This window comes from Cellulomonas sp. SG140 (assembly GCF_025770785.1).
Lineage (GTDB): Bacteria > Actinomycetota > Actinomycetes > Actinomycetales > Cellulomonadaceae > Cellulomonas.
The window spans coordinates 19,910-33,896 of record NZ_JANZLA010000010.1; the positions used below are offsets into that span (position 1 = coordinate 19,910).

General features: G+C 74.3%; 10 protein-coding genes. All 10 read right to left on the reverse strand.

The features are described from left to right. Positions 1–112: 112 nt before the first annotated feature. Complete coding sequence (murC, locus tag N0B34_RS18075; protein WP_318529998.1) at positions 113–2,767, reverse strand: UDP-N-acetylmuramate--L-alanine ligase; 2,655 nt, start codon at positions 2,765–2,767, stop codon at positions 113–115. Then, the gene (gene ftsW, locus N0B34_RS16195) at positions 2,760–4,007 is read right to left on the reverse strand and encodes a putative lipid II flippase FtsW (RefSeq protein ID WP_412175760.1); all 1,248 of its coding nucleotides are present in this window, start codon (positions 4,005–4,007) and stop codon (positions 2,760–2,762) included. The genes murC and ftsW overlap by 8 nt, the downstream gene beginning before the upstream one ends. Beyond that, complete coding sequence (gene murD, locus N0B34_RS16200; RefSeq protein ID WP_263732377.1) at positions 4,004–5,476, reverse strand: UDP-N-acetylmuramoyl-L-alanine--D-glutamate ligase; 1,473 nt, start codon at positions 5,474–5,476, stop codon at positions 4,004–4,006. Before murD ends, ftsW begins: the two co-directional genes overlap by 4 nt. Positions 5,477–5,509: 33 nt before the next feature. Further along, on the reverse strand, positions 5,510–6,592 hold the full coding sequence (gene mraY, locus N0B34_RS16205; RefSeq protein WP_263732308.1) for a phospho-N-acetylmuramoyl-pentapeptide-transferase: 1,083 nt from the start codon (positions 6,590–6,592) through the stop codon (positions 5,510–5,512). Further along, on the reverse strand, positions 6,589–8,034 hold the full coding sequence (locus tag N0B34_RS16210) for a UDP-N-acetylmuramoyl-tripeptide--D-alanyl-D-alanine ligase (protein WP_263732309.1): 1,446 nt from the start codon (positions 8,032–8,034) through the stop codon (positions 6,589–6,591). The genes mraY and N0B34_RS16210 overlap by 4 nt, the downstream gene beginning before the upstream one ends. Continuing rightward, positions 8,031–9,632 carry a UDP-N-acetylmuramoyl-L-alanyl-D-glutamate--2,6-diaminopimelate ligase gene (locus tag N0B34_RS16215; protein WP_263732310.1) on the reverse strand — a complete coding sequence of 534 codons (1,602 nt, stop codon included), beginning with the start codon at positions 9,630–9,632 and terminating at the stop codon, positions 8,031–8,033. The genes N0B34_RS16210 and N0B34_RS16215 overlap by 4 nt, the downstream gene beginning before the upstream one ends. Positions 9,633–9,667: 35 nt before the next feature. Beyond that, positions 9,668–11,494: a peptidoglycan D,D-transpeptidase FtsI family protein gene (locus N0B34_RS16220; protein WP_263732311.1), complete on the reverse strand. Its 1,827-nt coding sequence runs from the start codon at positions 11,492–11,494 to the stop codon at positions 9,668–9,670. Positions 11,495–11,595: 101 nt separating this feature from the next. Further along, a complete protein-coding gene (locus N0B34_RS16225; protein ID WP_263732312.1) occupies positions 11,596–12,003 on the reverse strand; it encodes a hypothetical protein in 408 nt (135 codons plus the stop codon). Further along, positions 12,000–13,016, reverse strand: coding sequence for a 16S rRNA (cytosine(1402)-N(4))-methyltransferase RsmH (rsmH, locus tag N0B34_RS16230; RefSeq protein WP_263732313.1), 1,017 nt, complete (start codon positions 13,014–13,016; stop codon positions 12,000–12,002). Before rsmH ends, N0B34_RS16225 begins: the two co-directional genes overlap by 4 nt. Before the next feature lie 277 nt (positions 13,017–13,293). Further along, positions 13,294–13,740 carry a division/cell wall cluster transcriptional repressor MraZ gene (gene mraZ / locus N0B34_RS16235; protein ID WP_263732378.1) on the reverse strand — a complete coding sequence of 149 codons (447 nt, stop codon included), beginning with the start codon at positions 13,738–13,740 and terminating at the stop codon, positions 13,294–13,296. Between the last annotated feature and the right edge of the window lie 247 nt (positions 13,741–13,987).

The window sequence follows — 13,987 nt, forward strand, 5'->3', positions numbered from 1 at the left end:
ACCGCGTCGCCGACCGGCGGGCGCGCACCCTCGGGTCGTGCAGCGCTCCGTGGCGCCGTTCGACCCGGCGACGGCGGCCGGGTACGGGGAGCGGGTGGGCGGGACGGGCTCATCAGGTCGGCTCCGGCCCGCCCGGGTCCACCCCACCGGCGCCCAGCCGGGCGTGCAGGGCCGCGAGCACCACGGGCGCCAGCTGCGTCACGTCACCCGCGCCGACGGTGAGCACCAGGTCGCCCGGACGCGCGAGGGACACGACGGCGGACGCCGCCTCGGTCCGGTCCGCGACGAACCGGCCGCGGCCCGGCGTGGTCATGCGGTCGACGATCAGGGCACCCGTCACGCCGGGCTCGGGATCCTCGCGCGCGGCGTAGACGTCGGTGACCACCACGGCGTCGGCGAGCTCGAGCGCGTGCGCGAACTCGTCGGCGAACGTCCGTGTGCGGGAGTAGAGGTGCGGCTGGAACAGCACGAGGACCCGGCCGGCGCCGACGACCTGACGCGCGGCGCCCAGCAGCGCCGCGATCTCCGTCGGGTGGTGGGCGTAGTCGTCGACCACGCGCACCCCGCCTGCGGTCCCCCGGTCCTCGAACCGCCGTCCCGTGCCCCGGAAGGCAGCCAGCGCCTCTGCGGCCGCCGTCGCGTCGAGGCCGAGACGGCGCAGCACCGCCCACGCAGCGGCGGCGTTCAGGCCGTTGTGCGCGCCGGGGACGGCGAGCTGCACCACGACCCGCTCGGCGCCCGCGGTCAGCTCGGTCTCCCAGCCGTCTGCCGTCGCGCGGGTCGGGCCGACGTGCACGTCCGACCCGGCCGAGCGGCCGTAGGTGACCAACTGGACCCCACGGGCGGCGAGCCGGTCCGCCACGGTCCGCACCAGACGGGCCGCGCCGGGGTCGTCCGAGCACGCCACGAGCTGGCCACCGGGACGGATCCGGTCCGCGAACGCCGCGAAGGCGGCCTCGAACGCCTCCCTGGTCCCGTAGTGGTCGAGATGGTCCGGTTCGACGTTGGTCACCACGGAGACGAGAGGCCGGTAGGCGAGGAACGACCCGTCGGACTCGTCCGCCTCGGCGACGAACGGTCCGTCGCCGTGCCGTCCACCACCGACCGGTCCGTCCGCGGTCAGCACCGTGCCGCCGATGGCGAACGACGGGTCCGCCCCGGCGTGCATCAGGGCGGTCGCCACCATCGCGGAGGTGGTCGTCTTGCCGTGCGCACCCGCCACGGCGACGGAGTCCCGACCGGCCATCAGGGCGGCCAGCGCCTGGGAGCGGTGCAGGACGCGCAGACCGGCCGCACGCGCGGCCGCCAGCTCAGGGTTGGTCTCCCGTACCGCGGAGGAGACCACCACGGTGTCGACGTCCCGGACCGCCGACGCATCGTGCCCGACGTGCACGCGAACGCCGGCCTCGCGCAGGCCGGGCAGCGCAGGACCGTCCTGGGCGTCGGAGCCCGAGACGTCCAGGCCGCGGGCGGCCAGCAGCGCCGCGACGGCGGACATGCCCGCACCACCGACGCCGATCAGGTGCACCCGGCCGAGGGAGTCGACGGAGGGCACCTCGTCGCCCTGCTCCTCAGGACCGGTGGGGTCGGGCTCGCCGGACTCCGACGCCTCGGACGGCGACGCCGGCGGTGCGGCGGGCGGCAGCTGGTCGAGCACCAGCTGGGCCACCCGCTGCGCCGCGTCGCGGACGCCCACCGATGCGGCCGCCCGCGCCATCTGCGCCCGCTGCCGTGCCGCGCCCGCTCCGACCAGCAGCGGCAGCACGTGGGCGCGCAGCCATGAGGCGTCCAGCGCCGTGTCGTCCACCAGGAGGCCACCGCCGGCGGCGACGACCGAGGCGGCGTTCAGGCGCTGCTCCCCGTTGCCGACCGGCAGCGGCACGTACACCGCCGGGATGCCGAGGGCAGCGAGCTCGCACACGGTGCCCGCGCCCGCGCGGCCGACCACCAGGTCCGCCACCGCGAGCGCCAGCTCCATCCGGGACAGGTACTCCAGCACGTGGTAGCGCTCCGCGCCGGGCAGGTCCTCCGTGGCCCGGCGGACGGGGTCGGCCTTGCCGCGGCCGGTGAGGTGCAGCACCTGCACGCCGGATCCGAGCAGGTCGCTCGCCGCCGCCGAGACCGCCCGGTTGATGCTGAGCGCACCGAGCGACCCACCGGTGACCAGGAACGTCGGCAGGTCGGGGTCGAGGCCCAGGTCGGCGGCCGCCCGACGACGCGCGCCCGCGGGGTCGCTCGCGCGCTCCTCCAGGAGCGCTGCGACGGCAGCGCGCAGCGGCAGACCCGTCACCTGGGCGTGCGGCAGCACGGTTCCCGGGAACGTCACCGCGACCGCACGCGCCCAGCGGGCTCCGAGCCGGTTCGCCAGGCCCGGACGAGCGTTCTGCTCGTGCACCACGACGGGCAGCCCGCGGTGGCGCGCTGCGAGGTACGCCGGGGTGGAGACGTAGCCGCCGAAGCCCACGACGACCTGCGCCCCGGCGTCCTCCAGGGCGGACGTGGCGGCTCCGACCGCGGCGCGCAGCCGCGCCGGCAGGTGCAGCAGCGCCCCGCTCGGACGCCGCGGCAGCGGGACACGGGGGACGATCGCGAGCGGCAGGCCGTAGGCGGGGACCAGGTCCGACTCGAGGCCCTCCCGGGTGCCGAGCACGGTGATCCGGATCCCAGGACGCGCTGCGCGCAGCGCGTCGGCGACCGCCAGCAGCGGGTTCACGTGGCCCGCCGTGCCACCACCGGCGAGCAGGACGGAGCCCGGGTCGTCAGCCACGCGCGCGCCCCAGGACGGCCAGCGACCGGCGCACCACCGACGGTCGGGCCGCGAGCGCCTCGGCGGCACCCGGTTCGGATCGGGCGAACGCCAGCACCACACCGATCGCGGCCATCGTCATGATCAGGGCTGAACCTCCGGCGGAGACGAGCGGCAGCGGGACGCCGATGACGGGCAGCAGACCGATCACCACGGCGATGTTGATCATCGCCTGGCCGACGATCCAGCACAGGATCGCGCCCGTGGTGATGCGGGCCATGGGGTCGGGGTGCCGCCGGATGACGCGAACCATCGCGAAGGCGAGCAGCGCGAACAGGGCGAGCACCAGCAGGGTGCCGATCAGGCCGAGCTCCTCGCCGATGATCGCGAAGATGAAGTCGTTGTGGGCGGCCGGCAGGTACGACCACTTCTCGCGGCTCTCCCCCAGGCCGAGGCCGCCCCAGCCGCCGCTCGCGAGCCCCCAGCCGCCGTGCAGCGTCTGGTAGCACTCGTTCTGCACGTCGCAGCTGCCGGACAGCCAGGAGCGGATGCGGCCGACGCGGTTGTGGCCGAGGGTCACCAGCGGGATGACCGCCGCGACGCCGCCGACGACCAGCGCCACTAGGTACCGCCGCGGCACCGCGGCTATCCACATCGCGCCGAACAGCAGGAGCAGCAGCACCATCGCGGTGCCCAGGTCCTGGCCGAGCAGCACGGTGCCGATCGGGATGACGCCCCCGATCGGGATGACCGGGACCAGGGCGTGCTGCCAGCGGTGCAGCAGCGGCAGCTTGCGTGCGAGCACCGCGCCGAGCCACAGGGCGAGCGCCAGCTTCAGCGCCTCGGACGGCTGACCGGAGAAACCGGGAAGGCACACCCAGTTCTGGTTGCCGCCCGCCCCGCAGCCGAGGCCGGGCACGAACACCATCAGCTGGAACACGACGCCGGCGCCGAGCGCCGGCCAGGCCAGCTTGCGCAGCACCCGCACGGGCAGCCGCGACGCGATCAGCATGAGCGGCAGGCCGATCAGCGCGAACTTGGTCTGGTCCAGGAAGACGGCGTACGCCGAGTTGCCCTTCTGCAGGGACTCGACGCTGGAGCTCGACAGCACCATCACCAGGCCGATGACGAGCAGCAGGGCCGACGACCCCGCCAGCACGTAGTAGCTGGTGACGGCGCTGTTCCAGTGCCCGAGCGCGGAACGGCGCCGCGCCGGGTCCGCCGCGACGGCGTCCGGCTGGGCGGAGACCACGGGGTTCACGACTGCCCGGACAGGCCCCGGACGGCGGCAGCGAAGGCGTCGCCGCGCTCCGCGTAGGACGTGAACTGGTCCATGGACGCGCACGCGGGGGCGAGCAGCACGTTCACCTGGGTGCCGGCGGGCGCCTGGGCGGCGAGCCGCTCGGCGGTCTGCACGGCACGGGTCATCACCGGTTCAGTGTCACCGGCGACCACCTCGACCACCGGGACCTGCGGCGCGTGTCGGGCCAGGGCGTCCCGCAGCGGTGCACGGTCGACGCCGATCAGCACGACGGCGCGGAGCCGGTCGCGGCGCTGCTGCACGAGCTCGTCGAACGTGGCGCCCTTCGCGAGGCCGCCGGCGATCCACACCACGCTCTCCTCGCCGAACGCCGCGAGCGAGGCGGCGGCGGCGTGCGCGTTCGTCGCCTTCGAGTCGTCGATCCAGGCCACGGAGCCGCGCTGCGCGACCGTCACGATGCGGTGCGCCCCCGGTGCGAAGGCGCGCAGGCCGTCGCGGACGTCGACCGGCGCGACGCCGTGGGCGAGGGCCAGCGCGGCGGCCGCCAGGGCGTTGGACACCACGTGCGGCGGCACCTGCCCGTCCGGGCCGGCCAGCTGGGCGAGGTCGTCCAGGGTCGCCAGCTCCTGCGCGTGCGTGTGCCGCAGCCTGGCGAATCCCCGGTCGACCAGCACGTCCTCCACCACGCCGACCTGACCGACCGACGGCACGCCGAGCGTGAACCCGACGGCGACGGCACCGTCGACCACGTCGGCCTCCTCGACCAGACGCCGCGTCACCGGATCGGCCGCCGAGTACACGCAGGCCCGCTCCACCCCGTCGAACACGCGGCCCTTGTCCGCCGCGTACGCCGCCATGGAGCCGTGCCAGTCGAGGTGGTCCGCCGCGACGTTGAGCACGGCCGCCGCCTGCGCCGCCATGCTGCTGGTGAAGTGCAGCTGGAAGCTGGACAGCTCGACGGCCAGCACGTCGTTGGCAGGGTCGGTCGCGGCGAGCACCAGCGGGTTGCCGACGTTGCCGGCGGACACCGCGTGCTCACCGGCGGCCCGCAGGATCGACTCCAGCATCCCGACCGTGGTCGTCTTCCCGTTGGTGCCCGTGACGGCCAGCCAGGGCGCGGGGCCCGCGCCGCCGGCACGGTCGACCCGGACCCGCCAGGCCAGCTCGACCTCGCTCCACACCGGTACGCCGCGCTCGACGGCAGCCGCGAGCAGGGGGTGCCGCGGCGGCAGGCCCGGCGACGTGACGACGAGGTCGAGCTCCGCGAGGCCGTCGCGCGACAGGAAGTCGTCCGCGTCGTGCTCGTCCGCGGCACCGGCGCGGTCGTCGAACGTCCGGACCTGCGCCCCGAGCCGCTCCAGCACCTGCACGGAGGCGCGCCCCGACAGTCCCAGCCCCGCCACCAGCACCCGCGCACCGGCCAACGTGACGTCCGGCGTGCCCGGCGACGCCGCCCTCGGACCGTCCACGCCGTCCGCCGAGCCGTCCACCGACGTCCGCACCTACCCCGCCACCCATTCCCCGTAGAACAACCCCACGCCGAGAGCCACGAACAGCCCGGCGATGATCCAGAACCGGATCACGATCGTCACCTCGCCCCACCCCGACAGCTCGAAGTGGTGGTGCAGCGGCGCCATCTTCAGCACCCGTCTGCCGGTCGCCTTGAAGAAGCCGATCTGGATCACGTCCGACATCACGATGACGACGAACATCCCTCCCAGGATCGCCGCGAGGATCTCGGTGCGCGTGAGGATCGAGAACCCCGCCAACGCACCCCCGAGCGCGAGGGAGCCGGTGTCGCCCATGAAGATCTGCGCCGGGCTGGCGTTCCACCACAGGAAGCCGAACAGCGCCCCGGTGATCGCGGCGGCGACCACGGCGAGCGCCAGCGGGTCCCGGGTCTCGTAGCAGCGCGGGCCCACCGACCCGAGGATCTGGCAGGACTGCTTGAACTGCCAGACGCCGACGACCACGTAGGCGCCGAACACGATCAGCGAGACGCCGGTCGCGAGGCCGTCGAGGCCGTCGGTCAGGTTCACCGCGTTGGACCAGGCCGTGATCAGGAAGTTCGCCCAGACGACGAACAGGACCAGGCCGATCGCCGCGCCGGCGAACGCCAGGTTGAGGTCCGTGTCCCGCACGAACGAGATGTGCGTCGAGGCCGGGGTGCGGAACCGCGCGTTGGGGAACTGCAGCGCCGCGACCGCGAAGGTGATGCCGACCACCCCTTGGCCGGCGATCTTCGCCGCCGGTGACAGCCCGAGACTGCGCTGCCGGGAGATCTTGATGAAGTCGTCGAGGAACCCGACGACGCCGAGCCCCGCCATGAGGAACAGCACGAGGATCGCCGACGCCGACGGCGCCGTCCCCGTGAGCAGCAGACCGGCCAGCCAGCCCACGATCGTCGCGACGATGATGACGACGCCGCCCATCGTCGGGGTGCCGCGCTTGGTGAAGTGCGCGGTGGGACCGTCCTGGCGGATGAACTGCCCGTAGCGGCGCCGCACCAGGAACCGGATCAGCAGCGGCGTGCCGAGCAGCGCGGCGACCATGGAGACGCCGCCGGAGATCAGGACCGCCTTCACTCGCCCGCTCCGACCAGCCGGTCGCCGAGCTGCCAGAGCCCGGAGCCGTACGAGGACTTGACCAGCACGACGTCGCCGGCGCGCAGCTCCTGCGCGAGGAACTGCTCCGCGGCGTCGATGTCGTCCGCCAGCACCACCTCGTCGCCCCACGAGCCCTCGTGGTTCGCGCCGTCGCGGATCGCCCGGGCACCGTCTCCGACCACCACGGTCAGTCCGATGTTGAGCCGGACGACGAGCCGGCCGATCGCGTCGTGGGCCTGACGCGCCTCGGCACCGAGCTCGAGCATCTCGCCGAGGACGGCGACCGAGCGGCGGTCCCGGCCGGCGAGCTGGGCGAGGGCCTTCAGCGCGGCGCGCATCGAGTCCGGGTTGGCGTTGTAGGAGTCGTCGACCACGGTGACGCCGTCCGGACGGTCCACCACGTGCATCCGGTGGGGGCTCAGGGCGTCCGCGGACGACAGCCCGGCGGCCACGTCGGCCAGCTCGAGGCCGCCGACCAGCCCGGTGGCGGCCGCGGCCAGCGCGTTGTGCACGTGGTGCTCCCCTACCAGCCGCAGTCGCACCGACGCCGACCGCGGGGCGTGCGGGGTGCGACCGTCGACCAGCGTGAACGCCGCGCGCCCGCGCTGGTCGAGCGTCACGTCGGTGGCGCGCACCTGCGCGGCCGGCGACGTGCCGAAGGTCACCACCGGTCCGGGGGCGAGCTCCGCCATCGCCATCACCCGATGGTCGTCGGCGTTCAGCACCGCGACGCCGTCGGACCGCAGACCGCGGACCAGCTCCGACTTCGCCCTGGCCGTCGCCTCGACCCCACCGAACTCGCCGAGGTGGGCCGCGCCGACGACCAGCACGACGGAGACGTCCGGCGGCGCGATCTGGGTGAGGTACTCGATGTGGCCGATGCCGGACGCGCCCATCTCGAGCACCAGGTGCGTCGTCGCCTCGTCGGCACGCAGCACCGTCAGGGGCAGGCCGATCTCGTTGTTGAACGAGCGCACGGGCGCGACCGTCGGCCCGTCGGCCGCGAACAGCTGCGCCAGCAGGTCCTTCGTCGTCGTCTTGCCGACCGACCCGGTCACGGCCACGACCTGCAGCGCCGCACCACCGGGCTCGGCCGCGGCCTCGCGGAGCCGAGCGAGCACCTCGCGGGCGAGGGCGCCGAGCGCCACCGTCACGTCGTCCACCAGCACGGCCGGCAGGGTTCCCCCTGCCGGGCGCGGCACTTCGTGCGCCGCGAGCACCAGCACCGCGCCCGCCTCCACCGCGCGCGCCGCGAAGGTGTGACCGTCCACGTGCTCGCCGGGCAGCGCGACGAAGAGCGCACCGGGGATCACCTCGCGCGAGTCCGACACCACCGGACCGCTCACCACGGTCCCCGGGTGCACCCCGGACAGCACGCCTCCCGTCGCGGCCGCGACCTCGGCCGCCGTGAGGGCGATCACGCGTGCAGCCCGGACGCCGCACCGGCCGCGGCGAGCCGCTCGTCCCGGACGGCCGTCAGCACGTCGCGGTCGTTGTAGCGGTGGAACACCCCCGCGATCTCCTGCGTCGGCTCGTGGCCCTTGCCCGTGATGATCACCGTGTCCTCGTCGCCTGCCAGGTCGAGGGCGCGCCGGACCGCGTCGGCACGGCTCGTCGTCACCTCGAGCACGTCCACCAGATCGGGCCGCTGCGCGCGGGCGCCCTCCAGGATCGCAGCCCGGATCGACGCCGGGTCCTCCGAACGCGGGTTCTCGTCCGTCACGACGACGACGTCCGCCAGCCGCGCCGCGATCTCGCCCATCATCGGCCGCTTGCCGCGGTCCCGGTCGCCGTCGGACCCGAGCACGATCACCAGGCGCCCGGGCGTGATCGGCCGGACCGCCTCCAGCGCCAGCACCAGAGCGTCCGGCGTGTGGGCGTAGTCCACGAGCGCCAGCGGGAAGCCGCCACCGCGCTCGATCACCCGCTCCATCCGGCCGGGGATCTCGTGCGCGTGCGCGACCGCCTCGATCGCTGCCGGCAACGGCACTCCCGCCGTGTGCGCCAGCACCACCGCCGCGGCGGCGTTGGAGACGTTCACCAGTCCGGGCAGCGGGCTGGCGGCGTGGTGCCGCGCGCCGTCCGGCCCTCGAAGCACGAAGCTCGAGCCGACGCCGTCGAGCCCGATCTGCGCCTCGACAACCGCCCAGTCGGCCGTCTCGCCCACCGGGTCCCCGACGTGCGTCGCGATCGTCTGCACCGGGATCGGGGCGGAGGCGGCCAGGCGCCGGCCCCACTCGTCGTCCACCACGACGACGCCCTGCCGCGCCTGGTCGGCTGCGAACAGCCGCGACTTGTCCGCGAAGTACGTCTCCATGTCGCCGTGGAAGTCGAGGTGGTCGCGCTGCAGGTTGGTGAAGCCCACCACGTCGAAGACGAGACCTCGGACGCGCCCCAGTGCGAGGGCGTGCGACGAGACCTCGGTGCTCATCGCCGTCGCGCCCCGCTCGGCCGCCAGCGCGAGGATCGCCTGCAGGACCGGCGCCTCGACGGTCGTGCGGGGGCTCTCGATCGCCTCGTCCCCGATCCGCAGCTCGACCGTGCCCAGCACGGCCGTGACGGCGTGCACGGCGCGCAGTGCCGCGTCCACGAAGTACGTGGTGGTCGTCTTGCCGTTGGTCCCGGTGACCCCGACGGTGACCAGCCCCTCGCCAGGGTCTCCGTGCACCCATGCGGCCACCGGCCCCGCCAGGCCGCGCGGATCGGCCGCGACCAGCACGGGAACCCGTGCCGCCACACCGGCGGAGACGGCTGCCGCCAGGCCCGCGTCGTCCGTCAGCACCGCGACGGCACCCCCGTCGACCGCCTGCGCGGCGTACCGCGCGCCGTGCACCGTGAAGCCGGGGACGGCGACGAAGAGGTCGCCGGGCTGCACGTCGCCGCTGGCCATGCTGACCCCGCTGACGACAGTCCCACCGACCGGCGCACCCTCTGCCACCAGGGGGAACGTCTCGACCAGATCGGCCACCCGACGGGCCGGGGGACTGAGCGGACGCATCCGTCCCTGGGGGGAGGTCATGGGGAGAATCTACCCGGCCGCTCTCTGGCGCCCGGTCACCAGGTGGTCGGGAACAGGGACGGTGTGCTGCCCGACGGCGCCACCCCCAGCTCGGACAGGGCGAACCCGGCCACGTCGCTGAACACCGGCGCGGCGACGACACCGCCGTAGATCGACGTCTTGGGGTTCTGCACGAAGACCCCCACGACCAGCCGGGGCGCGTCGGCGGGGACGACACCGATGAACGAGGCGGTGATGCCACCGGTCTGCATGTCCTGCGCCGTCCCGGTCTTGCCCGCGACCTGGTAGCCGGGAACGGCGGCCGACGTCCCCGTACCGTCGTTCACGACGCTGCCGAGCATGGTGAGCAGCGTCTGGGCGGTCTGGGGGGACACGGCGCGAACACCCGCGGCCGGCGGCGTCGGCGTGTACGTGCCGTCCGGGCCCGTCCACCCGGCGATCAGGTGGGGCTGCGGCCGGACACCGCCGTTCGCGACGGTCGCGTAGACGTTCGTGGCCTGCAGCGCGTTCACCGACAGGCCCTGCCCGAACAGCACGGTGTACTGCGTGCGTCCGTCCCACTGGTCGGCCGGGTGCAGGATCCCCGCCGTCTCACCGGGCAGCTCCACGCCCGTGGGCGTGCCGAGACCGAACTTCGTCAGGTACGAGTACCGCTGATCCTTGGTCAGCTGCTGGCCGACCATCACCGTGCCGGCGTTGGAGGACTGGGCCAGGATCCCCGTCGTCGTCCACTGCTCGACGCCGTGCTGCTCGGCGTCGTGGAACGCCTGACCGTTCGGCGTCGTGTACTGGTAGGGCACGGAGAACTGCGACGTCGGGGTGGTGAGGCCGGACTCGAGCAGGGCCGCCATGGTGATGACCTTGCCGGTCGACCCGGGCTCGAACGCGTCGGACACCGCCCGCGAGAGGGCATCCGCCGCTCCGGCGCCGGGCTTGTTCGGGTCGATCGAACCGGAGTCGGCCACCGCGTACAGGGCACCGGTCGCCACGTCCTCCACGACGACCGTCGCGGAGTCGGCACCCGTCGCAGCCTTCTGCGCGTCCGCGGCCTCCTGCGCCTTCCACTGCAGGTCCGACAGGATCGTCAGCCGTGCGGACTGACCCGCGACCGCCGGTGTGCCCGTCGAGTACCCGCCCGGGATCGCCTGGCCGCCGGCACCCCGTTCGTAGGTCTCCGAGCCTGCCGTCCCGGTCAACCGGGAGTTCAGGGTGTACTCCAGGCCCTGCAGGCCCTTCCCGTCGGCGTTGACGAACCCGACGATGTTCCCCGCCAGCGTCCCCTTGGGGTACACCCGGTCGGCGACCTTCTCGACCATGACGCCGTCGATCCGCAGTGCCTGCACGGAGCGCGCGACCTCCGGGAGCACCCCCTTGGCCACGTACCGGAACGTCGAGCTGCCGGCCAGCTCGCCGCCCAGCTCGGCCGGGTTCGCACCCAGCACCGGGGCCAGGCGCGCCGCGACGCCGGCAGCGCCGTCGGGCGCTCCCGTCCCACCCGTGCTGCGGTACTTCGCGATCGTGCGCTGGTTGACCGAGATGTCGTACCGCTCGACGGACGTGGCGAGCGGGACACCGGCCGCGTCGGTGATCTGGCCCCGCTGCCCGATCACCGTCACCGACGACAACCGCTTCTCGAGGGCCACCTTGGCGATCGCCGGACCGGCGATGCCCTGGACCCACACCAGACGCCCGGCGAACGTCCCGAGCACCAGGACCAGGACCACGACGAGCGCGGTGACGCGGCCACGTGGGCCCGCCTCGCGCACCGGCCGCGGGCCGCGCTGGGTCGGCACCTGGAGCAGCCGCGCCGCCTCGCCGACCACGCGCCGGCCGGCAGGGGTGCGAGCCGCGGTCCTCGCCATGCCCGCCACGGTGCCACGGCGCGGCCGACCTCCGGTCGCGCCGCGCGGCACCGGACGACCGGCTCCGCGTGACGACGCAGCCGGCGTGCGCGTCGGCGTGCTCATCCCGCCGCAGCCGGCGCCGGTGCGCCCTGGACGGAGCCGTCGGACAGCCGCAGCCAGCCCGTGCCGTTGGCCGGCACCATCCCGATGCCGCGAGCCGCCTGCGCCAGGCTGGCCGGGGCGGAGCGGGCGTCGAGCTGAGCGACGAGGTCGAGCTGGTCCTGCTGCAGGCGACCGAGGCGGCTGGTCAGCGACGAACGCTCGAACGCACCGCCGGCCATGGAGGTGTTGAGCAGCAGGGCGGACAGCAGCGCCGCGCCGAGGATCGCCATGCAGAGGAAGACGAACGGCACGCGGGTGCGCGCCTGCTGAGGTGCCCGGACCACGCGCAGCCGAGGACGCGCGGCCGGCGCGGGGCGGGGTGCCAGGGAGACGGGCGTGCCCGCCCGCAACGGCGATGCGCTCACGCGGCGGCTCCTCTCGAGGACGTACGGCCCGGTAGCAGGTGCGTCGGTGTGGCTCGCAGGCGTTCGGCGGCGCGCAGCCGCACGGACTGCGCTCGCGGGTTCGCGGCCACCTCGTCCGGGCCGGCGAGCTCGGCACCGCGGGTCAGCAGCCGCAGGTACGGCGCGTGGTCGGCGGGCTCCACCGGCAGCCCCGCCGGTGCGCTCGAGGTGGCACCGACGGCGAGCTCCCGCTTGACCAGCTTGTCCTCGAGCGACTGGTAGGCCTCGACGACGATGCGCCCTCCGACCGCGAGAGCCTCGACGGAGGCGGGCAGGGCACGAGCCAGGGCGTCCAGCTCCCCGTTCACCTCGATGCGCAGGGCCTGGAACGTGCGCTTGGCGGGGTGGCCGCCCTGCGCCCGCGCCGCAGCAGGGATGGAGGCGCGCACGACGTCCACCAGCTCGCTGGTGCGCGTCAAGGGCCGCCTGCTGCGCTCGCGCACCACCGCGCGGGCGATGCGCGGCGCGAACCGCTCCTCGCCGTAGGTGCGCAGCACGCGAACCAGCTGCTGCTCGTCGTAGGTCGCCAGCACGTCCGCCGCCGTCCGTCCGGTGCTCGGGTCCATGCGCATGTCCAGGGGGGCGTCGTGCGCGTAGGAGAAGCCCCGTTCGGCCTCGTCGAGCTGCAGCGACGAGACGCCGAGGTCCATCAGGACGCCCTGCACCAGGTCGATGCCGAGACCGTCGAGCACCGCCCGCACCTCGTCGTAGACCGCATGGACCGCCGTGAAGCGGTCGCCGAACGGTGCGAGCCGCCGGCTGGCCAGCTCGAGCGCCTGCGGGTCCCGGTCAAGACCCACCACCCGCGTCTGCGGGAAGGCGCGCAGCACACCCTCGGTGTGGCCGCCCATGCCGAGCGTCGAGTCCACCATCACGGCGCCCGGGCGGTCGAGCGCCGGGGCGAGGAGCTCGAGGCAGCGGGCCAGGAGGACGGGGACGTGCCGGGCTGCGGTGTCGTCGGTCGGCTGCTCCACGGCGCTCTCCTCTCCTGCTCGCTGGTCGGCTGCCGGGCCGCGCGTCGGGCGCGAGCTCGCGGGTGCTGCCTGTCGGTGTGCTGTCGGTGCTGGTGCTGCGGGTCGTTGCTGGTCGGAGGCCCTCCACCGTCCGACCAGATCCCCCACCGGCTGTGCTGGCGCGGGGAAGTGCGTCAGCACGGACGGGAGGAGGTCTCGCCGGGCGGTCGGGTGGAGCTGCGGGCTTCGTGCGGTGGTGCGGACTGCGGTGGTGCTGTGGTGCGCGTTGCGGTGACGGTCAGATGCCTTGCGGGAACACCTCCTCGGCGGTCTCGGCGTACTGCGCCTCCTGCTCGGCCAGGTACGTCTCCCACGCCTGCAGGTCCCAGAGCTCGACGCGGTTGCCGGCGCCGATCACGGCGACGTCGCGGTCGAGGCCGGCGTACTTGCGCAGCACCGGCGGGATGGAGATGCGGCCCTGCTTGTCCGGGAGCTCGTCGCTCGCCCCCGACAGCAGCACGCGCAGGTAGTCACGGGCCTGCTTGCTGGTCACCGGCGCCGCCTGGGCGTGCTCGTGCATCCGGCGGAACTCGTCCAGCGGCAGCAGGAACAGGCAGCGCTCCTGACCCCGGGTCAGCACCAGACCCGGCGCCAACCGGGTGCGGAACTTGGCGGGCAGGATCAGCCGCCCCTTGTCGTCCAGCCGGGGTGTGTACGTGCCCAGGAACGGCGCGACGGAGCCCAGGACCCCGCCGAACGGCTCCTCGGACACCACGCCTCCCCTCGCCCGAGCACTCCCGACCTCACCACCGCGCACCACGGTACTCCACTTCCCTCCACCCAGCCCGGTAGCCAGTGGCGTTTTCACCCCCACCACCCCGCGAATCCGCAGGTCAGCAGCGGTGGTGGGAAGTGGAGGGCGGAACACGCAAGGTGCGGGTTCCACCGCAGCGACGAGCGAGCCCGACAGCCGGCGCGACGGTCTCGCCGGT